We start from the raw sequence: 23,180 nt of genomic DNA, 5'->3' as shown, positions 1-23,180 counted from the left end.
TAAGTGAAAGCTATAACCATCAGGATTGGGCACGTGCCGCGGCATATCTGCAAGCTGCCGGCAGCCTTCCTCTCGACAAGAATATGGTTGCGACAATTCTGAGAAAATCCGGAAATGTGCAAGCTTCAATACAGTTCGCATCGAGCTGGTATGCACAGGAGCCCGGTTCTGAAAAGGCTGTGGAAGCCTACCTGCGCAGTCTGGCAATGGCAACAGGCGGAGGGCTTGCGTCCGTGGCGCCAGCAAGCGATGTGCATACCGGGCTTGGCATCGCGCTTTCGGCGCTTGGGGTCGGGAAAGAAGGGTCGGCGAACTCTGCCCTCCTGGATTTGGTGCTGAAATTCATTGCTGCGCCGTATTCAAAAGAGTTGAAATCCTTCCTCTATTATATGTCTGCCTCGCTCCAGAGCGACGAAAACAAGGCCATCGACCAGCTCAAGAATGCGCTCGCCGAAAGAGCGGACAATGTTGAAGCCCTTGTTTCGCTCGCGGATATCTACCTCGCCCGGTATAATCGCCAATTCGACAAAAGAGACACCACCAATCGCGACAGAGCTATGCGCTACCTTGGCCAGGCAAAAGCGCTCAGCCCGACCGACAAAGACCTGCTTGCTCGTATTTCACAGCTCGAAGCGCAGCTCAAGTAATGTATACTGTCACGAAGATTGTGTATTCTGAATCCGCCCCCGATCCCGAAATCGCCTGCTTCCTCGAAGATATCTACCAAGAATGCAATCGCCGAGAACGGCTCGAACTTGATCCGCTCGCAATTGTGCGGCGCTATTCGGAGCCAGCTGATATCGAAGTGGCGGGGCTTGTCTGCTCCACTCTTGCGTTCGGCTCGGTCGAGCTCATTCTGCGTGCGTGCGAAAAGGCACTTGTGCCGTTGGGAGAGCATCCGGCTGTAGCACTGGCCGGGATGCGTCCAGAGGAGATTTCGCAGGCGTGGGGCTCATTCCAATATCGATTTTGCTTTCCAAAAGATATGATTGCTTTGATGACGGCAATTCAACGAGTTCTCATTGACTACGGGAGCCTGGAAGTGCTGTTCAGCAAAGGCGATGATGGAGCGGGCGATAGAGATGGCGGAGGCATGTCGGCGGCTCCTTCAATCCTGTCCGCAGCGTCGGCATTTGTCGGGCACCTGCGGCAATTTGCGAGCGAAGCAGTGCCTGGCGGCTTACGCCAGAACCTTTTACCAGACCCCGCCCGCGGTTCCGCCTGCAAACGGCTTTTTTTATTTCTTAGATGGATGGTGCGCCATGACGAAATCGACTCCGGCTGCTGGAAGTCCGTGGACCCCGCGCGCCTCATCGTGCCCATGGATACCCACATGGTCAAGACTTGCAGAGAGCGGCTCGGGTTTTTGCCTGCGGCAAGCGGCGCTCAAGTTGCTCCCGGCGGCTCGCGAAAGGGCGGGCTAAAAACAAGCGGTCCAACCCTCGCCGATGCCCTGCGTGTAACCGCTGCATTCCGCCTCTATGCCCCCGATGACCCGGTCAAATATGATTTTGCGTTGACCAGGCCAGGCATCGATCCGCGGCCCGGCGATGAGCGGTTTGGGTGTCTGTAAGGGTTCGAGGTCTGGCGGGGCAGAAGGGCGCTGACGGCGGGCCTGCAGGAAAGTGCAGTAGCAGGCTAGCGGGGTGTGGGTGGCGGGCCTGCAGGAAAATGCAGTAGCAAGCTGGCTGAGCGCGCAGGCTGCTGCACGCTTTACATTGACAACTGCGCGCTCCTTGTGCTACTTTATCCGCGCTCCTTATGAGCATGTGGGGCACTTCGGGCAATAGCGCAGGTGGTTAGCGTACAAGTCTGGGGGACTTGGGGTCGCCAGTTCGAGTCTGGCTTGCCCGAATATAACTCCTTGTAGTACCAAGAAATATTCAGGGTGCTTCAAGGAGTTTTCTTTTTTGGGGCAAGTGTAGCCAAAATTTGGAACTCTATGTGCAATGATTCTGAGTTCCTAACTGTCTATGCATGAAACCAGACCAATGAAAAGTTGCATATCAATCTATGGCTCTTTAAATAGCGAAGCAGCTTAGATGATTGCATATCCGCTCTTGCATATGCCGTCTAAGCGGCTTTAAAGCAAATAATTGTTTTTCAGGGGGACTTGGGGCCGCCAGTTTTGCTACATTGCTGTGGAAATATCGCCCTTGACGCCGAGGGCTTCCCTGATTTGTGCGAGGGCTCTGAGCTTGTTGTCTGGGATGGGTTGCGGCTCGCCAACAGCAAAACTTGAAATGAGTATTTTGGCGTAGAGCTCGATGGTTTCTAGTCGGCTGTATGCCTCGGCGAGGTCCCGCCCCCAGGCCAATACACCGTGGTTTGCGAGAAGGACCGCATTGTGCTCAGCGATAAGACCCTCGATTGAGCGTGGAACCTCTTCGGTTGAAGGAGTGGCATAGGGCGCGAGCGGGACGACGCCAAGGTTTACGAAAAGCTCCGGCATATACGGGCGGTCAAGGGCTTTTCCTGCGACCGCGAAGCCGGTGGCGGCAGGTGGGTGAGCGTGGACAACCGCGCCCACATCGGGCCTGGCCCGGTATACAGCGAGATGCATTTTGAGCTCTGAGGAGGGCTTGAAGCTTCCTTCGACAACGTGCCCGTCGAGGTCCACGGTTATTAGCATATTTGGAACCATGAAGCCTTTGCTGACCAAAGTTGGCGTTACGACAAACTGGTTGTCGGAGACGCGTACCGATATATTTCCATCGTTCGCGGCGACGAAGCCGCTAGCGTACATTCTCCTGCCAATTTCACAGATATCTTCTTTTATGGAACCGCTCATTCCATTTAACATAATTGACTTCTCCTTTCTATTCTGGATTGCCGGTGCCATAAAGGCATTCGATTTTTTTCGCCGTGAGTTCGCGCAGCCAAACCGCGTCGGGCTGTCGGTCGGTGACAAGGACGTTGATTCCGTCCAGAGGGTAAATAAGCGAGAGCGAGAATTTGCCGAACTTGGTCGCATCGGCCACGAGAATTTTTTCCCTTGCATTGTTCAACATCAGTTTGCGTACTTCAGCTTCGAGTTCGTCTGCATCGGTTGCGCCTTTCTCCATATCCAATCCGACGCAGGAGACGAAGGCTTTGTCTGCGTAATAAGCTTCGAGAGTGCGCTCCGCGGCAGGGCCGACGAAAGAAAGCTGACTATGACGAAGCGTTCCACCAGCGCATATTACTTTGACGTCCGCTGAGTTAGCGAATGTATCCACGATTTTCAAAGAATTAGTGATGACGACGATATTTCGTTTCGTTTTGATATGATCGGCAATATGAATCGAGGTTGTACTCGAGTCCAGCATAACCGTGTCGCCCTCATCCACGAGAGTCGCGCAGAGGTCTGCGATAGTCTCCTTGCCGGGCAGGTAAATGTTTTCTCGGATACTAATGGGGATATCCGTGCGGACAGCTTTAGCAATATATGCTCCGCCGTAGGTACGCTGTACACCGTCCGTAACTTCCATTTTATATAGATCTCGCCGAATCGTCTCTTCGCTCACTGAAAACTCGGCGGCCATCTCAGCTACAGTGATGATCCCTTGATTGCGCAATTTCTCCAGAATTCGGTTTCTTCGTTCTATTGCGAGCATTGGTATTTCCTGCCTCGTGGTGCAGTTATTATAAAGCATCCCATCAACGGAACGCCCGTTCAAGATTTTTTCGATAATCTGGTCGCACAATGCCTTTTTCGGTAATGAAACCTGAGATGAGTTCATGCGGTGTCACATCGAAAGCTGGGTTCATGACCTTGATTTCTTTTGGCGCTGTTTCGCGTGCGCCGAATGAGGTAACTTCCTCAGCGCTGCGCTCTTCGATGTGAATATCTGCTCCTGTTGCAGTCGCAAAGTCAAAGGTCGAGGAGGGGCAAGCGACATAGAAGGGTATCGAAAAGTGTTTTGCCAGAATAGCGACACCGAGAGTGCCGATTTTATTGGCCGTGTCACCATTGGCGGCCACTCGGTCGCACCCAACGATGCAGAGGTTCACTAAGCCTTTGGACATCACATAGGCCGCCATATCGTCGCAGATGAGGGTTACATCGAGCCCCGCCCGCTTGAGTTCCCAGGAAGTAAGGCGGGCGCCTTGGAGCAAGGGACGGGTTTCGTCCGCATAGACACGGAAGCGTTTTCCGTGCGAGAAAGCTAGATACATGGGCGCTGTGGCGGTGCCCAGCTCAGATGTGGCGAGGGCACCGGCGTTGCAATGGGTGAGAACGCCGCATCCCTCATTCAGGAGTACTTCGCCGCTCTCGCCTATGCCGCGGCAGATCGCACGATCTTCAGCGTGGATCAGCTTCGCTTCCCCAACGAGAAGCTTGTAGAGCACGGCAGATGTACCGGCCTTTTCCGCATTGGATCTGGCGAAAGCGAGCATGCGGTTAAGCGCCCAGCTCAAGTTGACGGCAGTGGGCCGCGATGAATTAAGGTAGGCGGCAATCCTCTCAGCTTGAGTCAAGAATTCCCTGAGGTCAAGATCGACTAAAGGTTTAAGGCCTATTACAAGACCGTAGGCTCCTGCGATGCCGATGGCGGGAGCGCCGCGGACTTTGAGCTGCCTAATCGATTCCCATACCTGTTCGGCGCTGTCTTGCCTTTCTTCGACGACTTCTCCGGGAAGCTTGGTCTGATCGAGAATATAAAGCTCGCCGCCTTCCTCGTCTTCCCAGCGGAGGCTGCGCGGGACGCTAGACGCGCTGATGGAGCCGCTATCGTTCATATTTGATTCCCTTTAATCCCTGCTTACATGTGTTTGTGATAAAAACAACAAAAAACCACATGCATGATATGAATTTTGGCGTATATACCGGGTATTGTCAAGATAAAAGGCTATTTGTTTTGATTCTTGTACGAAGTTGTTTTTTTATGTTGACAACTCCAAGATGGCATTATAACATTGCAACAGTTTTATTTGAGCGTGCCGTCGTTTGCGCAGGGAGAATGCATGCCAAAATCCGATGAGAGTCCGCTCGTCCTAGAAACGAGGGGAATAACGAAGCGATTCGATCACATCATCGCGAACAACAATATCTCCATAAAACTCCGAAAAGGGGAAATCATCGCTGTCCTCGGAGAAAATGGTGCGGGCAAATCCACGCTCATGAACATCCTTTTCGGCCTTTACAAGCCAACCTCAGGCTCGATTCTCATCGATGGCTTGCCCGTGTCCTTCGACTCTCCTCGGGACGCGATCGCCAAGGGACTTGGTATGGTGCACCAGCACTTCATGCTGGTCCCGACTCTCACAGTCACGCAAAATATCGTGCTCGGCAAAGAACCTGTCCGCCTCGGCCATGTCCTTTATAAGCGAGCGCGCCGTAGTGTCGTCGAGCTTTCTAAACGATACGGCCTTACTGTCAATCCCGATGCCCGCCTGGAAGATCTCTCCGTGGGTCTCCAGCAAAGAGTTGAGATACTGAAGGCACTCTACCGAAACGCGCGGGTTCTTATCCTCGATGAGCCGACGGCGGTTCTTACGCCAGGCGAAGTGGAAGAGCTTTTCGCTGTGCTGAGGAACCTCGCTGCGGACGGTACATCGATTATTATCATTACGCACAAGCTCGAGGAAGTTAAGGCCCTCTCCGATCGCGTTTATATTCTGCGTCGCGGCGAACTCGTCGGCGAATGCCGCACCGCGTCAGCGAGCGCGGCGGAACTCGCCAACTTTATGGTCGGGCGCGATGTAGTGCTTGCGGTCGAACGTCCCGCTCCACGTCCGAAACCTGAACCTATCTTTAGCCTGGAATCCCTGTTTGTGCATAGCTCGCGTGGTCTTCCCGCTCTCAAGGGCGTCGACCTCGCCGTAGGCCGCGGCGAGATACTGGGCATAGCGGGTGTTGAAGGCAACGGCCAGAAAGAGCTTTGCGAGGTTATTGCGGGACTCATCACCCCCGATTCAGGGAAGATTCTTTTCAAGGGAGAGGATGTCTCGCGTTGGAGCGTACGCCGGCGCATGGATGCAGGCATGGGCTATGTGCCGCAAGATCGCCGCGTTTCAGGGCTCGTTCTTCCGTTCTCGGTAGAGGAAAATTTGGCCCTTGGCCGCAGTGACCGGCCTCCTTTAAGTAGGCACGGCTTCATGAAATTCGCTGCGCTTCGAGCCCAGGCACTGCAGCTTATGGAAAATTACGATATCAGAACTTCCGGCCCGGAAGCGAGGGTCTCGACGCTTTCGGGCGGCAATCAACAAAAGATCATCCTCGCTCGAGAGTTTTCGCGGAATCCGGATTTCCTTCTCATCTCCCAGCCAACGCGCGGCCTCGACGTCGGGGCCATAGAATACGTTTATCGTCGTATTCTCGAGCTGAAAGAGCGTGGGGTGGCTATACTCCTTATCTCGATGGAACTCGAGGAGCTTTTCGCGCTTGCCGACAGAATCGCGGTCCTCCATGGCGGCCAGGTCGTTTTCGAAAGCCCAACGGCAACGACTAACGAAGCACAGATTGGCGAGTACATGATTCGTGGCAGATATGAAAGGAGCATATCGTGAGTGTGTCCGCCCCGAGACGGATCAGGATGGTTCTGAAAGCCCTCTCTCTCATTCTTGCTGTTCCTGGCGTCCTCCTCTATCTCGCTTCATATTTCTGGGGCGCGTGGCTGCTTCTCTGTGCCATCGCCCTCTATGCCGCGGATCGTTTTCTCGCCGTCGGGTCAGCGGTTTTCGGATCGGAGGCACGCAAGCTTCTCTCGCGGGCCATTGTGCCCGTTGCGGGCATAGGATCGGCCCTGCTCATAGGCGCGGTCATCATGGCGATAACCGGCTACAATCCTATCTCGTCGTATGGTGCGCTTTTTTACGGCGGCTTGGTGCGGAATTGGCACATTTCAGTGTTGAATGCCACACCCTTGATTTTCACGGGTCTCGCGATAGCCTTCGCGTTTCAAGGAGGGTTCTTCAACATCGGCGCCGAGGGGCAATACTATATAGGGGTCATCGCGGCGACATGGATGGGGCTGGGCTCGACTTTGCCCGGGATTATCGCGATCCCTGCCATTTTCGCGGTCGCCGCGATCGCCGGCGCAGCCCTCAATGCGATACCGATCATCCTCAAGGTGAAAACCGGTGCTCACGAGGTCGTGACCACGATGATGTTCGCCTATGTCGTGCGCACGCTTTCGCCTATGTTCATCCGCGCCCATGGCGGCGACCCCGCGCTTACCTCGCATCCATATACGACCGATCTCATCTCGGAGAGCGTCTGGCTCCCAATGTTCAAAGACTTCCTGCCGGGAGCCAACTATCGCCTCCATATCGGCGTTTTGCTCGCAATCGGAGCTGCTTTTCTTGTCCGCTTCATCCTGATGAAGACTGACCTGGGCTACAAAATTCGCGCCGTTGGCCATAATCCCGTTGCAGCAATGACGCAGGGCATCTCCGTGGCGCGGATCACCGCGGCGAGTCTTTTCATATCTGGATCGCTCGCGGCCATCGCAGGTGCGACACAGGTCCTCGGCTTGGATCATCGCATGTTCCAAGACCTCAACGCGGGTTACGGTTGGAACGGCATCTCCATTGCCCTCCTTGCGCGCAACAACCCCATCGGAATCATCTTCACTTCTTTGCTTTGGGGGGTGCTCGATGCGGGAGGACAGTATATGGCCAGGACTACACAAACACCGAACGCGATAATCGAAATCGTGAAAGGTATCATCCTCTTTCTCATGCTCGCCGAGGTGATCTACAAGCGAGCCGGATCCGTCTTCGGACGATGGGCTGGCCGATTCAAGACTGCTGCGCGAAAGGGGGCAGGCGCATGATAGATTTCTTTGCTGCGCTTTTGACCCCACAGCTTTTCGAGGCCACAGTCCGACTCGCGACTCCCGTCACGTTCGCGGCTCTCGCTGCTGTCGTTTGCGAACGGAGCGGAGTAACAAACATTGCCATGGAAGGTGTCATGCTTGTGGGTGCCTTTTTCGCTGCGTGGGTGGGATGGATAAGCGGCAATCCCTGGCTGGGACTTCTCGGCGGAATCGCTGCAAGCGCGCTTTTTTCTCTCCTTTTCGCGTGGGCTGTCGTGAGTCTTCATATCAACCATGTCGTTACCGGGGCCATTATGAATATCCTCGCTTTCGGCCTTACGCGTTATCTCATGATGGTTTTCTACGGCCGGCAAGGCACATCAGAAGCGGTTGCGAAAACGCTCCATCACTACAAGTTCGCCATTCCGCTCCTCTCCGACATTCCCTATGTGGGGCCTGCTTTTTTCAATCAGACGCCGCTCGTTTACCTCTCCATCATCTCGGTATTCGCTTGGGCCTGGATATTCAAGCGAACCCGCCTTGGCCTTTCTTTGATTGCATCGGGAGAGCATCCGATGGCACTCGAAACTCTCGGACGATCGGTGTATCGCGTCCGTTATCTTGCAATCTTGATCTCAGGCGTTCTCTGTGGTTTCGCGGGAGCCTTTCTCTCCATCGAGAACTCGAACTCGTTCACCGAAGGCATGACGAATGGACGCGGCTTCATTGCTCTTGCCGCCAACATAGCCGGAGGATGGCGTCCTGTTGGTGTCTTCATTGCTTCCCTGTTCTTCGGCTTCGTCGACGCCCTGCAAATGCGCGTGCAGAGTCTTGGAATCGTCAAGATTCCCTCCGAGATATTCATTGTTTTCCCCTATGTGGCGACGATCGTGGCGATTGCCGGCCTCGTGCGCAAGTCGCGCCCTCCCGCCGCTGTCGGCAAGGACTTCAACATCGAGGGTGACGGCGAGTAATATCAGGATCATCGTTCCGCCTGAGCCGATTTTCGGCGATGGTGGACAGCCCCTTTAGGGGGCGATAGAACATTTTAGGAGGTATATGATGAAACGCATTTTCATCACAGCGCTCGTCCTGTCTCTGGTGTTCGCGCTTGGTGCTGGTGCCCAATCCGCCAAACCCTTTGTCGCCATGACAACCGATGCCAATGGTCTCGGCGACGGATCCTTTAACGATGGTGTTTGGGCCGGTCTCAAGAAAGCCGAGGCAGAAGGTCTAGCAAGAGTCAAGGTTGTGGAAGCGCACGCCATGACTGATTACATTCCCAACCTTTCGGGCTTGGCTGAAGACGGAGCCCAGCTCGTGTTCGGGGTCGGATTTCTTATGGTTGAACAGATCCAGGAAGCCGCCAAAATGAACCCAAAAACCTTTTACGCCGGCATCGACCATTTTTACGATGATCCGATTCCGCCGAATCTTATCGGTATTTCCTATAAGGAGCAGGAGGCGGGATATCTCGCCGGAATCGTCGCCGGCTACATGACGAACAAATATTCGAAGAACTCGAAGCTCCTTAACGACAAGAATGTGATTGGCGCGGTTCTCGGCATGGATATTCCCCCCGTAGAGCGTTATCTCGCCGGCTACATTGCGGGCGCCAAGTCGGTCAACCCGAAGGTCGATGTTCGTTACATCGTGGCGGGCACTTTTTCCGACCGCGCGAAGGGCAAGGAAGCAGCGCTCGCCCTTGCTGACCAGGGCGCCGACATCATTCTGCAAATCGCCGGTCTCACTGGCATGGGCGTGATCGACGCAGCGCGTGAGCGGAAGTTCTTCGCTCTCGGTGCAGATGTGGATCAGAACAGCGCCGCGCCCGACTATGTGCTTACTTCCGCCCTCAAAGGCACGACTATGTCGGCATACATCACCATCAAAGATCTTGCTGCTGGCAAACTCAAGGGTGGCGTGAACCGCGTATTCGGCCTCGCCGAGGGCGCCATCGACATCGCGCCTTTCCATCAATTCGATTCGATTGTGCCCGCCGAGGTGAAAAACGCAGTAGCCAAGGCCAAAGCCGATATTGCCTCAGGCAAGGTGAAGGTCCCCGCCAGCCTTGCAGAACTTGGGATCAAAAAGTAAGGTTGCCTTCAGGCCTTATCGGGAGCCTGCATTTCCGGACGTAGGAGATTGCGATGAATGAAGCGGTCCAAAAAGCTATAAATGTCATTCGTCCGAAGCTTAGCTCTGTTCCGTGCCTTGCCCTAGTGCTCGGTTCGGGACTCGGCGTGCTCGCGGAAGAAGGCAAGCATGCTACGACAATCTCCTACGCCGATATCCCCTATTTTCCGGTTTCAACAGCTCCGTCCGCGATCTTGTTCTTCTTTATGGAGGTATATTTTGATGTCGCTGGCCTCAGCAGAAGACATCATCCGTATCCTGGGTCTTGAGCCTCTCGATGGCGAGGGTGGGTTTTTCAGAAGAACATGGACATCGCCTGTCACAATAGGCGATCGACCGTGCGGCTCGGCTATTTATTATTTGCTCACCGAGGATTACAAGGGGTTTTCCGCTTTTCACCGACTCTGCACCGACGAAGTGTACCATTTTTACCTCGGCGATCCAGTCGAACTCCACCTGCTTCGCGACGATGGTACTCACAAACTGATCAGGCTCGGCTCAAATTTTTGGGCGGGCGAAGTCCCACAAGCCGTCGTTCCAGCCTTCGTTGTTCAGGGTTCGCGTCTCGCGCCGGGCGGCCGATGGGCCCTGCTCGGCACTACCATGGCGCCAGCGTTTGCCTTGGAGGACTTCTCGCTCGTAGGGCGGGCCGAACTGCTTGAAAGCCACCCACACTGCGCTGAGCTCGTCAAATCCCTCACACGATTTTAGCCGCATTCCGTGGATGCCGTGGCTAGCCCTGTGGCGCCACAACGCTCGCTCCTCCATCTACCACCAGATTTACCCCTGTTATCCAATCAGCGGCCTTCGATGCCAGGAAAAGGCAAGAGTAGCCTATCTCATCCGGCGTTCCGACTCTGCCAAGCGGCGCGGCTGAAACGTATCGCTTGTATCCCTCCGGCCAGTCCTCGACAAGACCTGGACGATCCACGAGGCCGGGTGAAACCGAATTCACCCGAATTCCGAGAGGAGCGAGTTCCAGAGCCGCGGCCATCGTATAGTGGATCACGGCGGCCTTGGAGACCGCATAATGGGCGTGAGCCCGCACTGGCTTCAATCCCTCTATGGATGCGATATTGACTATGGCCGAACCCGGCCGCATAATCTTCGCCGCTTCGCGCGTGAATAGATGCATGGAGCTCAAATTCGTGTCCATAACCGCGTGCCACGTAGCAAGGTCTATATCGAGGAGTGCCGAGGAAGGATAGACTCCAGCGTTGTTGATGAGAACCGAAAGCCCCGACTCACCACACAAACGCGCGACCTGCTCCATGCAACTACCGATCTCGTTCTCGCTGGAACCATCAGCCTGAATGCACTCGTGGCGCCCCGGGCCGGGAAGGCTGTCGCGAAGATTTTCCGCGCGTTCGCGACCAGAATGGAAGTGAATCAAGATAGCGGCGCCAGCCGCGGCAAATACGCGGGCTATTCCCGCGCCGAGTCCGCCGGAAGCTCCGGTGACCAAAACCGTTTTGCCGGTAAAATCGAAGAGGTCCGAAATAGTCGACATGGATTAACTTTAGCATGCCCCATTGCGCTGGTACAAGCTTATGATGCTCGATCGCGTGTTCGATATTTACAGGAATCTCGACGAGGCAAAACACGCTTAGCATGGGTAGGGGCGAAGGTGGCATTATAGCAATTCTATGTGCTGGGTCACAGCCTGCCATGGGGCCCTGGATTTTCTGATTGATAAAAAACCTTCGGTACCGGACTTTCAAACACAAGCACTTTGTGCGTAAAGGGATGCTCGAATTCGAGCAAATGCGCATGCAGGCAGAGCCGGCTCGCCGGGTCCGTGCGTGCGCCGTAGCGCGCATCGCCCGCGACAGGATGGCCGATTGCGGCGAGCTGCGCGCGAATCTGGTGCTTTCTTCCGGTTTCGAGTTCGAGCTCTACCAGTGAATAAGGTGCGCCTTCAGCGGCGGCTATTATTTTCCAATTGGTTATCGCGCGCAAGGCGCCTCGCGTTCCTGGCTTTGTTTCGTACACCTGTCCAGCGCGATTTTCGATGAGCCAGGAGTCGAGGGTGCCGGTTTCTGAGGGCATTAAGCCTTCAACGAGGGCGGTGTAGCAGCGCCTCCGCACGAGTTTGTTCCAGTTATCCATGAGGGCCTTTTTAACGCGGGCATTTTTAGCAAAGAGCATGACGCCGGAGGTGTCGCGGTCGAGGCGGTGGACGACTGCAGCCCGGCCGCGCGGGTTGGTTTTCTGCATATGGGCGGTGACGATATCGTAGAGCGTTTTTGCGCGCGAGCCTTCAGGCGCGATGACGGGAAGGCCCGCAGGTTTGTCGACAACGATGAGGTCACTGTCTTCGTAGAGGAATTGGGCCCGGCCAGCGGGCAAATGGCCCGCAGGCGCCTTGCTGACAGGCGGCGCGCGCCTTTCTTTTCTATGCTGCATGACGGGGATCGGCATAGGGCGCTCTCAGCCCTGCTTCACATCCTCCACGAACTGTACCCTAAGCCCGTTCGGGTCGAGCACATAGAAAAAGCGCACGCTCGGATTTGGCTGGAAGGGGCCGGCATGGACCGGAACGCCATTGGCTTTCAGCAATTCCATGGTTTTTTCGAGCGAATCAACCTTGAATCCAAGCGAGATGTTCTGGCTGAAGGGGGTAGGCGCATTCTTCTCGTTGCGAATGAGCTCGACCTGCGTTTCGCCGGAGCCTAGGAAGGCGATCTGATCACCTGGCGCGGGTGAGAATGTCCTGTTCAGCGGAAGCCCGACAATGTCGCGGTAGAACCAAAGCGATTTTTCCATGTCATTCACATTCAGTGTGACCCAGCAGAATTGCATGATGTGCCTCCTCATAAGCAATCGTGACACTATGGTTTCTCTTTTATATAGATATCCATTTTCGAATATGGAATCTCGATGCCTTCTTTGTCGAAGCGCTCATGAATATCGATAATAATCGAATTCTTGAGGTCGACGAGCTTTGATTGCTCGAACCAGACACCAAGAAGGATATTGATGCTCGACTTGTCAAACTTGTCGATCAGGATGAGCGGCTCGGGGTTGTCGAGTGCATACATGTTCTTGGCTGCAATATCTTTTAGTAACTCGGTCACTTTTTTTAGATCAGAATTGTAGGAAACGCCTACCGTAATATCGAGGCGCCTGATGGGAAAGCGCGTGATATTGACAACATTCGTCTTGATGATGGTCTCGTTCGGGATGCGCACGAACTTGTTGTCAAAGGTCTGCAACTTGACCGAGAGCAAATCGATGGACATGACGATGCCGGTGATATCGCCAGCCTGGATAACATCGCCGATCTGGAAGGACTTTTCGGAAATCAAAAAAAGGCCGCTGATGAGGTTCGATACCGAAGTCTGTGCTGCAAAGCCGATGGCGATGCCTGCGATGCCAGCCGCGCCCAGCAATGCTGACAGATTGATTCCCATGCTTTGCAGAATTGATGCAATGGCAACAACATAGCCGGTGTAGCGAATGGTTTTGCGGATAAGCTGTGCTTTTGGCTCTGGCATGGTTTTGCGAAGTGTTCTGCTTACGATGACCTGGAGGATCCTGAAGAATGCGAGAATGAGGATTGCCGCGAAGGCGATACCGATGGCTTTTTGCCAGAATGCGGGCGTAAGCGCTTCATTGTAAAGGCGGGTGAAAAAATCTGGAAGAATACTCGATTTCATGCCTTCCTCCGATTATAAGCCTGTGATGCTTCTCAAGAAGCTGACGCCGCGCTTTATGAGTACTTCATTCAGGCCCGTCTTTGGTGCTGAATAGATTTTTTTCAGTTTTTTGCAGCTCGTATCGTCGATATTGGTCTGGAGAGAACCGTCAGCGGTTCCTGTGATGACGACTGTATCAGAGATGAGCATGCCGTCCTTCTCATAGACATTCATCAAATCGGTAAAAATAGCGAGGCGCTTGAGATCCAGGACTTCCTTCGATTTGTTCCGCACGACAATCCTGCATTGGATGAGGGATTTGCACGCAAGGTATCGTGCGGCTTTTTGCAGCGATTCCTGAAGGAGGGGGTCTGCAGGGATCGCCTCATCCCTGGAGATAGAGGAGGCAGCGTAACCTTGTTCATTCTTGCACTCGGGATCGAGCTCGACTGGCAGTGAGAGGCAGAGGTTTCCGCTTGTTTTGTCGCCGAACCATGTGGAGGTTGTGGTAAAGGGCGAGCCTTCAAAGAGCGCATGCCCGGCTTCAAGTTCAATGCGCATAATGGGAGGAAGCGCTATGGTGAACCATGCTTCGGTTCCAGGATGGATTTTTACGTCGTTGCGTGCCGAGACAAGGTAGGGTATGGGGCTCGGATAAGGGCGCAGGGCTACTTTTTTGCCGGAGGCGACAGCAAGCGAAATGGATACATCCGCGGGAGGGTCTGCTTGTTCCGGGCCTCGAGCATCGCTCTGGATGACCTTGAAGGGAATAGAAACAAGCGTAAAACGCCATTCCTCGCCATTCTTGCGCATCCATATGGAAGCGCCATCAAGTTTCCAGCGATACCACCGGGTATCCTTAGGCTCGAAATAGTTCCACATGGGTTCATAATACATGAAATGGCGACTGGTGTCATTGCGACTCAAACAGGAGTTCTCTATCCCTTTGCAAGCACAGCCTGGGCGGCGGCAACGGCTGATCCAGGGCTGAATCTGTAGCCGGCTCTTGCAAATCCGCGCTCGATGGCGCCGAGTGTTGCGAGAATTTCGGAGGCATCGCTCATGCCCATGTGTCCGATGCGGAAATACTTTGTCTTGATCGCGGGATGCAGGCCGCCTGCGAGCACGGCGCCTTCCGCAGCGATGTAGCCGAGCACGCTCGCGTCGATTCCTTCGGGATACCATACGGCGGTGAGCGTGTTCGCATAGATTTCTTCGCGCGCGGGGACAAATTTCACCCCCATAGCTGTGAGGCCTGCGCGGAATGCGCGTGCATTTTTCGCATGGCGTGCGAATCGCGCATCCATGCCTTCAGAGAGAATTTGCCCCAGGCTCACGTTGAGGGCGCGGACAAGGTTTACAGGCGGGGTCCCGAAGTAAGCGGCTTTTCGCGCTTCATACGCCTCCATAACAGGAAGCCAGTACTGCCAGTCGCAGTAGTAGGCGCGCACCGGGCTTTTGCGTGCCTTGAACGCATCGATAGCCCGTGAGCTTGCGACAAGGAGCGCAAGCCCAGGCGGTACGCCGACTGCTTTCTGCGAGGCTGTGAGCGCGATGTCTACGCCCCATTCTTCCATGCGGAGTTCCTCGCCTGCCACTGCGCAGACTCCATCCACTACCACGAGGGTGCCGGTTTCATGTGCCGCGGCCGCAAGGTTTTTTACATCAGCTCGGACGCCGGTGCTTGTGTCGACGTGCGTGATACTGAGAATTTTATACTTTTTTATCGTAAGCGCGGCGCGAACCACCTCAACTGATGGAAGGTCTCCGACTTCGCTCGGAACGATATCGACATTCGCGCCATGGAGCCGGAAGATGTCCGCCATGCGGTCCGAGAAATAGCCGGTATGCACAATGAGCACATTGTCGCCAGGCTCGGTGATGTTCGCGGCGGCAAGTTCCATGGCGAGCGTGCCGCTCCCTGCGACCGCAAAAGGCTGGCCATTAGGCGCAAGCCAGACTTTGCGCATTTTTTCAATCGCCTGGCCGAATTCTTCGATAAACTGGGGATCGACATGGCTCAGGGTAGGCAGGGACATTTCCGCGAGGACTTCATCCGTGAATTCGATTGGCCCTGGGATCATCAGCAAGCGCTTTCCTTTCATGGCAGACTCCTCAGAGAATTGTTATAAGCAGCGTGTATACTCAACGGCGAGCTGGCACGCCATATTCCTCAATGCAAATATTCTATATGATTTTTCAGAGTGCCGGCAATGTATGCTGCTGCAGCCTCGTCGATTGATTCCAGATCGGTCACGATCGGCTCGATGCCTGCCTGCTTGATGCCCTGGTAGGCGCCAGCGCCCATACCGCCGACAATGAGCGCTTTGCAATCGAGAATGGCCTGTGCCATGCTGGCGTGGCGTTCCATGGCTCCTGGCTCGAAGCCATGACCAGCGCCCGCGGTACCATGCTCATGGTGCTCTTCATGCAGTCCGGAAAATTGTGTATGGCCAAGTTTGCTGCGTTTTTCTTTTTGGATGACCTTTCCATTTTCGATGGTGAGCACGACATAGTACGCTGCTCTTCCAAAATGCTGGGAGATGGTGGTTCCGTCATCGGATACGAATGCGATTTTCATGCTGGTTTCCTCCAAGTTAAGAAAAGGGGTCTGACCCCCAGATTTAAATTTTTCGTTGAACGGCGGGCGTTCGAGGCAAGGTGCCCTGGCCTGTTCGATTTTGAGCGCTTTTCCATTCAGGAGAGCGTCCGCGACCTTCCGGTGTGCTCTGTCGAGGATGCGCCCGAATGTCTGGCGCGATATGCCCATCAATTGTGCTGCTTTTCCCTGGTAGAGATTCTCGAGGTCCGCGAGTCTGAGCGCTTCGGCTTCATCGGATTCGAGCACGACGAGATCCGCGCCCGCAAATAATTCGCGCGCAAGTTTGTCATCGTCCATGAATGGGACGATAGAGCAGGCTCGAATCTCCGAGATTATTCTTCGTGTGCAGCGTGGTCGGGGCATGGCTCAAGTTTGAGGTGAGGCAGAGCTGGAAGCGCCGGTGCCAACGTTTGAAGCGCCGGTGTTCGTCGCAGCAGCTCCGGTGCTCGACGCCAGCGCAAGCTCGACTTCGTTCGCCAGACTATCCGCATCTTTGCGAGCTGCTTCGCTCAATGCCGACCAGCGAAGTGCTCTGGACTGCGCAAGCTCTTTTCGCCACGGAAGACTTGCAAGGAGCGGCAGACCCATGCGCTGGGCGCCATTCTGCGTGCCATCATCGAACAGCGCCACTTCGTTGCCGCAGTGCGGGCAAACCATGGTGCGCATATTTTCGACGACGCCGAGCACGGGTGTTTTGAGCATCGAGGCCATATTGACCGATTTGCGCACGATCATCGAGACGTAGTCCTGTGGCGTGGCGACAACGACAATTCCGGAAAACGGGATGGTCTGGAATGCGGTGAGTGCCACATCAGAGGTCCCCGGGGGAAAGTCGATGATGAGGTAATCCAGGTCTCCCCAGATCGTATCTGACCAGAATTGGTCGATTGCTTTTGCGAGCAAGGGGCCACGCCAAATAACAGGCTCGTCTTCTTTTTCGTTGAAAAGGTTGATTGATAGCACTTTGATGCCGTCTTCGTTTTCGATGGGGTAGAGGTGCTCTCCATCGGATTCTGCGCGGAAGCTATCGATACCGAGCATGCGCGGGATACTGGGGCCAGTTATGTCCGCATCGAGCAAGCCAACTCTGAGCCCGCGCGATGCAAGCGATTCGGCAAGCAACGACGCGACCATCGATTTGCCGACGCCGCCCTTGCCGCTCACTACGCCAATTACACGCTTGATGGAAGGGTTCGGTTTCTTTTCAGGGACAAAACTCATAGATTACTCCTTGATTATGAGCATATGCTCAAAACTACTGCAATGGGAGGCGCGCGTCAAGGAGTTCCGGTCGGTGCTGAATCATAGTCGGGCGATGCAGATGCAGTACATGTCTTTTCCTTCATCGAAGAGCTGAAGGCTCCACCCGGAGTAGAAGTCGATGTGCGAAAAGCCTGCCCGGCCGAGGAGCGCCGCAAGGGTCGAAGGCGAGATCGGATACAGCACGGTTGTATCTTCATATATCTCGCATTCGATCCGAAGCCGCGTAAGGAATGAAAGAGAGCCCGGCGCCGGGCCGGGAGCATAGCGTCTGCTGAATCGGACATTCACGGCGCTGATTTCCGGAAATGCAAAGCCCGGGCCGATATCGGCGCGTCCGTAATTCAAAATCTGGATGACAAAAGGAGCCCAGGGCCTGAGCAGGGAGCGGATATTGGAGAAAAATGGAGCGCGCTCCCCGGGCTCGAGATGCGGCAGGGTGTTGCCGAGGCAGAGGACCGCATCGAGGAAGGCAGCATCTGCTGCGGGTCGTGTGTCTGTCGCGGCGGAAAACCACCGGCGCGCGATTTCCACGGCATCGCGCATCGAGCCTTCGATCACTGGGCTTTTTGCCCTTGCGGCCATGGCAGGATTCAGCTCGATGCCGACCGCGTTCCAGCCTTTTTCGTTCAATGCGGCGACAAGGGTGCCGGTCGCCGCGCCGAGATCCAGCACCATAGGGCTGCCTGGACTACCTGATTCCGACCTCACCAGCATTTCGAGCGCGGTTATGCAGTTCCGGTCCAGCGGGAAGAGCATATCGAATACCGAAGCCATATTTTCGTACAGCGCCATAGTGTGCTCCTTGCATGCGTCGGCATGCGGCATCCATGTCGAAGCGGTAGGTGCCATAGCCGGTGTCTGCGATCGCGCCGTAAATGTCGCGGAGAATAGCAGAATCACAGTCAGCATACTCATGGCGAACCGCTGTTCTCTCATCCGATCTCCTTCCAGCCGAGGCGGGCCCTGAGCCCGCGGAAGAACGAAGCCCAGTCGGTCTTCGCGGAGAAGAAATCTTTCGTCGCCTCGTATCCTGATTCGAAAAGCGCTGCGTACCGATCATCCCTGGTGTCGATGTCGAAGTCCGTGGGCCGCACGCCGCAGTCATCGATGAAGACTGTTCTGCCGAAATTCTTTTCCCCCGTTGCGGTCAGATGTTCCTGAACAAGAAGAAGGCTTTCGAACAGCGCGCTCACGTAATCGATCATGTTCTTCACCGGCTTGTAGTGTGTCCGGTCCGGCGAGGTGAAGATGAAAAATCCGAGCGTCTCCTGATTTATGCCGTTTTCCTGCAGGCGGCCGAAGCGCGGCTCGTCGAATATATTGACAGGGTAGTTCCACATGACGCCGCCGTCCGCGTAGAGCTGGGGCGAATCGGTCCCGGGATACTGGTACTCGATGGCTTCGAAGAAGAGAGGAATGGACATCGAAATGCGGACCGCGAGCGCTACTTCCATCTCTGGTGTCGTCTCGAACGAAAACACGCGCGCCATGCGGTTCGTGATATCGGTGCCCGTCACGTAGAGGTTGAGGAATTCGCGCCCATCGCGGTGGAGCGAAGCGTCACGGAAGTCGGCGAAAGTATAGAATTCCTTTTCCACCGCGAACTGACCGGCGATCAGTGCGCGCAGCCACTTGTAGAAATAATCGCTGGAATACCATCCTTTTTCCTGCACGAGGCGCATCGAGCACTGCAGGTTTTTGAACAGCGCGAGCTCGCGGTAGCGGTCAGTGAGCGCGATGAGCCTCGGCGGATTGTTGCGTATTGAGCGCTCGTCTTCTTCCGCGGGAACCTTGCGGAAATCCAGGCTGTCGCTGATGCGCTTGAGTTCGTCGAACGAACCGAGGTTAAGGGCTGTCGCGAGTGCGGTGATCGCGCCTGCAGATGTGCCTGCAACGCGCTCGACATGCTGCATGTAATTGTGCTCGTAGAGATACTGAAGCGCGCCAAGGTACGCAATGCCTCGGACACCGCCTCCTTTGAAAACGAGATTGCGATAATGCGCCATAAAGCCCTCCTTCAGGACTGCCTGGCTGGATGCGCGATCAGCGCCGGCAGCACAAATTCGCTAAAAAAGCGCATGCCATCTTTTCTGATATCGAGCGAGCCCTTTGAGATGGCCCAATCGAGAAAGAATCCGCGCATACAGCGATTCATCCATTCTGCAAGTTCAATCGGGTCGCCTTGCCGGATGTGTTCGCTCGCTTGTCCATCGGCGATAATTTTCGACACGAGGCGAACAAGCGTCCGTTCGCGGTTGGCCAGGATTTTTTGGTCATAAAAAGCAGACATCTGGTTGATATAGAGAATTGAGAGGGTCCGGAAGCCGAGGTTTTTGTGGATGTAGTCAAGCTGGTATTTCGTAAATGCAATGAGGCGGGAGACGGCCTCGGGGCTGCGCATGATTGCTGATTCTTTCTTTTGATAATAGTCGTCGATGAGGCGGAATTCTTCAATAATGATATCGCTTTTTGTCTGGAAGTATGTGTAGAATGAGCCTTTGGAAACGCCAGCGGCGGAAGTGATTTCGTCGATTGAGACCTGGTCGAAGCCTTTTTCGCGGAAAAGCGAGAGCGCGCTTTCGAGAATGCGCTTGCGTGTTTCGCGGGCCTGGAGTTTGCGCTTAGAGAGAGGGGGCTTTTCTACCATTGCTTCTACCTCGTTTTTCAGAATAGCTGGATTTTATTTGCCAGTCAATGATAATCGATGTTGACAAGGAAAGAAAGCTATGTGAGAATAACCAAAGTCATTGACCTCGGTCAATAAAATGGAGGACAAGATTTATGAAAATCAATGAAGTGGTTGCAGTGGTAACAGGCGGCGCGAGTGGTATCGGCGAAACAGTCGCAAAATATTTTGCCGCACAGGGAGCTAAAGTCGTTATCGGCGATGTGGTTCAGGAGCAGATCGATCGGGTGGTTGGCGAGATCAAGGCCGCGGGCGGCAAGGCCGTAGGCGTGAAAACCGATGTCACGAAGGATGCGGATGTCGCCGCGCTCATGGACACCGCGGTTACCGCATTTGGCGCCATCAACGTTGTGGTGCCCTGCGCGGGCATCATTCGCGATGGCGTTATGATCAACACCGACAAAGAAACCGGCAAGGTCAAACGCGTCATGGAAACCGACCAGTTCCGCGCGGTCATCGAGGTCAACCTTATCGGTTCATTCATTACTTTGCGGGAGGCGGCGCGCCGCATGGTGGATAACAAGTGGCAGGGCGTCCTCTTCACCATTTCCAGCGTGAACAAGGTCGGCCAAGTCGGGCAGATCAACTACTCCTCCACCAAGGCCGCGGTCGCGATCTGGCCTCGCATTCTCGCAGGCGAATTTCAGATGAAGGGCATCAAGGGTATTCGTGTCATGGGCATTGCGCCAGGCTATGTTGGCACGCCAATGGTCAAGGGCATGAACCAGGATGCTCTCAACGAAATTCTCAAAGACGTGCACATTGGGCGCCTCATCGAGCCTGAGGAAATCGCGCGCGCCATCGCCATGGTGGTCGAGAACGAAGCCTTTGACGGCACATGCCTCGAGATCACTGGCGGCGTAACCTTCGGGGCGAGGGCGATCGCGAAGTAATTGCCGGCAGGCGCGGCGCACGCGGACGTATGGTTCTGCGGGGGCGACCTGCGGCCTCATGTGTGCAGTTGCCCGCTGTGCGGTTTCTTACTGCTTCAGTCGTCTCCTAGCATGAAGGGATACCGCCACGATGATGGAGGCGCAAAGTTCTCCTTTATTGCAACGGCGCTCACCCAGCGCAGCAGATTGAGATAGCTGCCTGCCTTGTCATTCGTGCCGGAAGCGCGAGCACCGCCGAAAGGCTGTCTGCCGACAACCGCGCCGGTGGGTTTGTCATTGATGTAGAGGTTCCCCGCCGCATTCTGCAACGCGAGGAGCGCGCGGTTGATGCGCTGGCGGTCGGTCGCCATGATCGCGCCGGTCAGTCCGTACGGCGAAGTCGAGTCCACAAGGCGGTACGCGGCCTCCATATCGTGGTCGTCATACACATAAGCAGTGAGCACAGGCCCGAAGATCTCGTTGACCATCGATTCGGAACGCGGGTTTTCTGTGAGAATCAAGGTTGGCTCGATGAACCATCCGCGCGATTTGTCGCATGCGCCGCCAGCGATAACTTTCGCTTCGCCGCTTGTCCGCGCGCGCTCGATATAGCCGCAAATGGTATTGAATGCGGCCTCGTCGATAACTGCTCCCACGAAATTCCGGAAATCGGTGATCTCTCCCATGGGGATCGCGGAGATCTCGGCGACAAGGGCGTCAATGAATTCCTTCGATCGCGAAGCCGGGATATAGAGCCGCGATGCCGCTGAGCATTTCTGCCCCTGGTATTCGAAGGCGCCCCGCACCACTGCGGTAACAGTGTTCGCGAGTTCCGCTGACGGATCGATAAAGATGAAATCTTTGCCGCCGGTTTCGCCGACAATGCGCGGATAAACATAGTACTGCTCAAGATTCGACGAGATCTGCTTCCAGAGCGAGCGGAAAACCTCGGTGGAACCTGTAAAATGGAAGCCGGCAAAATCTGGGCTCGAAAGTACGACGTTGGAGATGGCGCCGCCGCTTCCTGGCAGGAAATTGATGACGCCGGGCGGCAAGCCTGCCTCCATGTAGAGCTTCATCAGCATGTAGTTGGAGTAGACGGCGTTCGATGCAGGCTTCCAGACGACGACATTGCCCATCATCGCTGGAGCGGTCGGAAGGTTTGCCGCAATCGAGGTGAAATTGAAGGGGGTTACCGCATAGACAAACCCTTCAAGCGGGCGATACGCAGAGCGGTTCCATTCGCCTTTTGCATTATCCGGCTGCTGATTGTAGATCTGCTCCATGTACCATGGATTGAAGCGCAAAAAATCGATGACTTCGCAGACTGCATCGATCTCTGCCTGATGCGCGGTTTTGGACTGGCAGAGCATTGTCGCGGCATCCATCAGGGCGCGGTATTTGACTGATATAAGTTCAGCAGCTCTCAGAAATACAGCAGCGCGCTCTTCCCAGGGGAGGGCAGCCCACTCAGCCTTTGCATCCAGCGCGGCCTTGATGGCCATGCGCGCTTCTTCTTCTCCGGCGATATGGTACACACCGAGTACTTCGTTGTGCGCATCGGGGCGCCGTATGGGAGCTGTCTTTTCTGTTCTGACTTCCTTGCCGCCAATAATGAGCGGAATGTCCATGCGATCCTTGCGCAGGCGCTCGATCTCCTGTTTTAGCGCGGCCCGTTCCGGCGAACCTGGCGCATAATTGAATACTGGCTCATTCACTGGGCGCGGTATGTGGAAAATCCCGTTGTTCATGCTTCACTCCTTTTCGTCCATTTTGAAGGCGCATGCTGGTTTCGTCAAGGCTAAATTAGAAATTGGGGGTTTGCCCCCTTTTTTACACAAGGTTGAGAACACTGATAAAGGGCTGCCTTCTAAGTTGACTCCGCTTGTCCATGGCTTTAGGATGAACCCAGAGGTGGGATGGTGCAGGGAACAAAAACGCTGAAGGTTTTTGCGGTCACAGTGATGCTGGTGCTCCTGCTTGCGGGGATTATCGATGGGGATGTCGGCCCTGCGGTTCAGGGGTTCATTCGTCTGCAGGTAACGCCCGCGCGGCTTGTGAGCGATTTTGTGGCAGTCGAAGGGGTTGGTGCCACGCTGTTCAATGTCGCCGCTGTCGGCTTTTTGGGGTATTTTTTCCTGCTGCTGAATGGGCTTGAAATTACGGGAGCGGCGCTGGCTGCCTTGTTCACGATGATGGGATTCGCATTTTTTGGCAAAACCTTGTTCAACTGCATCCCGA

25 protein-coding genes and 1 tRNA gene are annotated in these 23,180 nt (G+C 55.0%); 11 read left to right on the top strand and 15 right to left on the bottom strand.

Annotation, left to right across the window (positions count from 1 at the left end; all coding sequences use genetic code 11):
- The 3 genes from GAP13_RS10295 to GAP13_RS10285 form a co-directional block, all read left to right on the top strand.
- The coding region (locus GAP13_RS10295) for a hypothetical protein (RefSeq protein ID WP_158908229.1) at positions 1-647 on the top strand (647 nt) is incomplete at its 5' end.
- A 20-nt stretch (positions 648-667) separates the two neighbouring features.
- Positions 668-1,573 (top strand): TIGR02757 family protein, encoded by a 906-nt coding sequence (locus GAP13_RS10290; protein ID WP_158908228.1) that lies wholly within the window; start codon positions 668-670, stop codon positions 1,571-1,573.
- Between the two features lie 207 nt (positions 1,574-1,780).
- A tRNA-Pro gene (locus GAP13_RS10285) sits at positions 1,781-1,854 on the top strand.
- Positions 1,855-2,131: 277 nt separating this feature from the next.
- On the opposite strand, the gene GAP13_RS10280 is transcribed toward GAP13_RS10285, so the two are convergent.
- The 3 genes from GAP13_RS10280 to mtnA are packed head-to-tail and all read right to left on the bottom strand — an operon-like array spanning position 2,132 to position 4,722.
- Positions 2,132-2,803 carry a class II aldolase/adducin family protein gene (locus GAP13_RS10280; protein ID WP_158908227.1) on the bottom strand — a complete coding sequence of 224 codons (672 nt, stop codon included), beginning with the start codon at positions 2,801-2,803 and terminating at the stop codon, positions 2,132-2,134.
- Positions 2,804-2,819: 16 nt separating this feature from the next.
- Complete coding sequence (locus GAP13_RS10275; RefSeq protein ID WP_158908226.1) at positions 2,820-3,596, bottom strand: DeoR/GlpR family DNA-binding transcription regulator; 777 nt, start codon at positions 3,594-3,596, stop codon at positions 2,820-2,822.
- Between the two features lie 43 nt (positions 3,597-3,639).
- Positions 3,640-4,722 (bottom strand): S-methyl-5-thioribose-1-phosphate isomerase, encoded by a 1,083-nt coding sequence (mtnA, locus tag GAP13_RS10270; RefSeq protein WP_158908225.1) that lies wholly within the window; start codon positions 4,720-4,722, stop codon positions 3,640-3,642.
- Positions 4,723-4,947: 225 nt separating this feature from the next.
- Between mtnA and GAP13_RS10265 the strand changes: the two genes are divergently transcribed.
- The 6 genes from GAP13_RS10265 (at position 4,948) to GAP13_RS10240 (ending at position 10,589) form a co-directional block, all read left to right on the top strand.
- Complete coding sequence (locus tag GAP13_RS10265; RefSeq protein WP_158908224.1) at positions 4,948-6,492, top strand: ABC transporter ATP-binding protein; 1,545 nt, start codon at positions 4,948-4,950, stop codon at positions 6,490-6,492.
- Positions 6,489-7,760, top strand: coding sequence for an ABC transporter permease (locus GAP13_RS10260; protein ID WP_241864341.1), 1,272 nt, complete (start codon positions 6,489-6,491; stop codon positions 7,758-7,760). The genes GAP13_RS10265 and GAP13_RS10260 overlap by 4 nt, the downstream gene beginning before the upstream one ends.
- Positions 7,757-8,716: an ABC transporter permease gene (locus GAP13_RS10255; RefSeq protein WP_158908223.1), complete on the top strand. Its 960-nt coding sequence runs from the start codon at positions 7,757-7,759 to the stop codon at positions 8,714-8,716. The genes GAP13_RS10260 and GAP13_RS10255 overlap by 4 nt, the downstream gene beginning before the upstream one ends.
- Positions 8,717-8,801: 85 nt before the next feature.
- Positions 8,802-9,839: a BMP family lipoprotein gene (locus GAP13_RS10250; RefSeq protein ID WP_222126199.1), complete on the top strand. Its 1,038-nt coding sequence runs from the start codon at positions 8,802-8,804 to the stop codon at positions 9,837-9,839.
- 53 nt (positions 9,840-9,892) lie between these two features.
- Positions 9,893-10,147, top strand: a complete 255-nt coding sequence (locus tag GAP13_RS10245) for a nucleoside phosphorylase-I family protein (protein ID WP_158908221.1) — start codon at positions 9,893-9,895, stop codon at positions 10,145-10,147.
- Entirely contained in the window at positions 10,101-10,589 is a 489-nt protein-coding gene (locus GAP13_RS10240; RefSeq protein ID WP_158908220.1) for a cupin domain-containing protein, read from the top strand. Before GAP13_RS10245 ends, GAP13_RS10240 begins: the two co-directional genes overlap by 47 nt.
- Before the next feature lie 22 nt (positions 10,590-10,611).
- On the opposite strand, the gene GAP13_RS10235 is transcribed toward GAP13_RS10240, so the two are convergent.
- The 11 genes from GAP13_RS10235 to GAP13_RS10180 form a co-directional block, all read right to left on the bottom strand.
- A complete protein-coding gene (locus GAP13_RS10235; protein ID WP_158908219.1) occupies positions 10,612-11,388 on the bottom strand; it encodes an SDR family NAD(P)-dependent oxidoreductase in 777 nt (258 codons plus the stop codon).
- 146 nt (positions 11,389-11,534) lie between these two features.
- Positions 11,535-12,284: an RluA family pseudouridine synthase gene (locus GAP13_RS10230; RefSeq protein ID WP_158908218.1), complete on the bottom strand. Its 750-nt coding sequence runs from the start codon at positions 12,282-12,284 to the stop codon at positions 11,535-11,537.
- A gap of 24 nt (positions 12,285-12,308) precedes the next feature.
- Positions 12,309-12,680 carry a VOC family protein gene (locus tag GAP13_RS10225; protein ID WP_158908217.1) on the bottom strand — a complete coding sequence of 124 codons (372 nt, stop codon included), beginning with the start codon at positions 12,678-12,680 and terminating at the stop codon, positions 12,309-12,311.
- 29 nt (positions 12,681-12,709) lie between these two features.
- Positions 12,710-13,537, bottom strand: coding sequence for a mechanosensitive ion channel family protein (locus GAP13_RS10220; RefSeq protein ID WP_158908216.1), 828 nt, complete (start codon positions 13,535-13,537; stop codon positions 12,710-12,712).
- 12 nt (positions 13,538-13,549) lie between these two features.
- A complete protein-coding gene (locus tag GAP13_RS10215; protein ID WP_158908215.1) occupies positions 13,550-14,398 on the bottom strand; it encodes a DUF432 domain-containing protein in 849 nt (282 codons plus the stop codon).
- 56 nt (positions 14,399-14,454) lie between these two features.
- Positions 14,455-15,621: a pyridoxal-phosphate-dependent aminotransferase family protein gene (locus GAP13_RS10210; RefSeq protein WP_222126198.1), complete on the bottom strand. Its 1,167-nt coding sequence runs from the start codon at positions 15,619-15,621 to the stop codon at positions 14,455-14,457.
- 68 nt (positions 15,622-15,689) lie between these two features.
- On the bottom strand, positions 15,690-16,481 hold the full coding sequence (locus GAP13_RS13115) for a NifB/NifX family molybdenum-iron cluster-binding protein (protein WP_222126197.1): 792 nt from the start codon (positions 16,479-16,481) through the stop codon (positions 15,690-15,692).
- A 3-nt stretch (positions 16,482-16,484) separates the two neighbouring features.
- Complete coding sequence (locus GAP13_RS10195; RefSeq protein WP_158908214.1) at positions 16,485-17,339, bottom strand: Mrp/NBP35 family ATP-binding protein; 855 nt, start codon at positions 17,337-17,339, stop codon at positions 16,485-16,487.
- Positions 17,340-17,420: 81 nt separating this feature from the next.
- Positions 17,421-18,317: a class I SAM-dependent methyltransferase gene (locus GAP13_RS10190; protein WP_158908213.1), complete on the bottom strand. Its 897-nt coding sequence runs from the start codon at positions 18,315-18,317 to the stop codon at positions 17,421-17,423.
- Positions 18,314-19,387 (bottom strand): patatin-like phospholipase family protein, encoded by a 1,074-nt coding sequence (locus GAP13_RS10185; RefSeq protein ID WP_158908212.1) that lies wholly within the window; start codon positions 19,385-19,387, stop codon positions 18,314-18,316. Before GAP13_RS10185 ends, GAP13_RS10190 begins: the two co-directional genes overlap by 4 nt.
- Positions 19,388-19,398: 11 nt before the next feature.
- Positions 19,399-20,028, bottom strand: coding sequence for a TetR/AcrR family transcriptional regulator (locus GAP13_RS10180; RefSeq protein WP_158908211.1), 630 nt, complete (start codon positions 20,026-20,028; stop codon positions 19,399-19,401).
- Between the two features lie 134 nt (positions 20,029-20,162).
- Here GAP13_RS10180 and GAP13_RS10175 point away from each other — a divergent pair, with 134 nt between their 5' ends.
- Positions 20,163-20,960 carry an SDR family NAD(P)-dependent oxidoreductase gene (locus tag GAP13_RS10175; RefSeq protein ID WP_158908210.1) on the top strand — a complete coding sequence of 266 codons (798 nt, stop codon included), beginning with the start codon at positions 20,163-20,165 and terminating at the stop codon, positions 20,958-20,960.
- A gap of 95 nt (positions 20,961-21,055) precedes the next feature.
- Here GAP13_RS10175 and pruA read toward each other — a convergent pair whose 3' ends face one another.
- Positions 21,056-22,690 (bottom strand): L-glutamate gamma-semialdehyde dehydrogenase, encoded by a 1,635-nt coding sequence (gene pruA / locus GAP13_RS10170; RefSeq protein ID WP_037385677.1) that lies wholly within the window; start codon positions 22,688-22,690, stop codon positions 21,056-21,058.
- Between the two features lie 168 nt (positions 22,691-22,858).
- On the opposite strand from pruA, the gene GAP13_RS10165 reads away from it, so the two are divergent.
- Positions 22,859-23,180: DUF1576 domain-containing protein (locus GAP13_RS10165; RefSeq protein WP_158908209.1), on the top strand; the 322-nt coding region annotated here is incomplete at its 3' end.

Origin of the sequence: Rectinema subterraneum (genome assembly GCA_009768935.1) — a bacterium.
Classification (GTDB): Bacteria; Spirochaetota; Spirochaetia; order Treponematales; family Rectinemataceae; genus Rectinema; species Rectinema subterraneum.
Note: the sequence above shows the minus strand (reverse complement) of the source record. Positions and strands in the feature narration are given on the sequence as shown.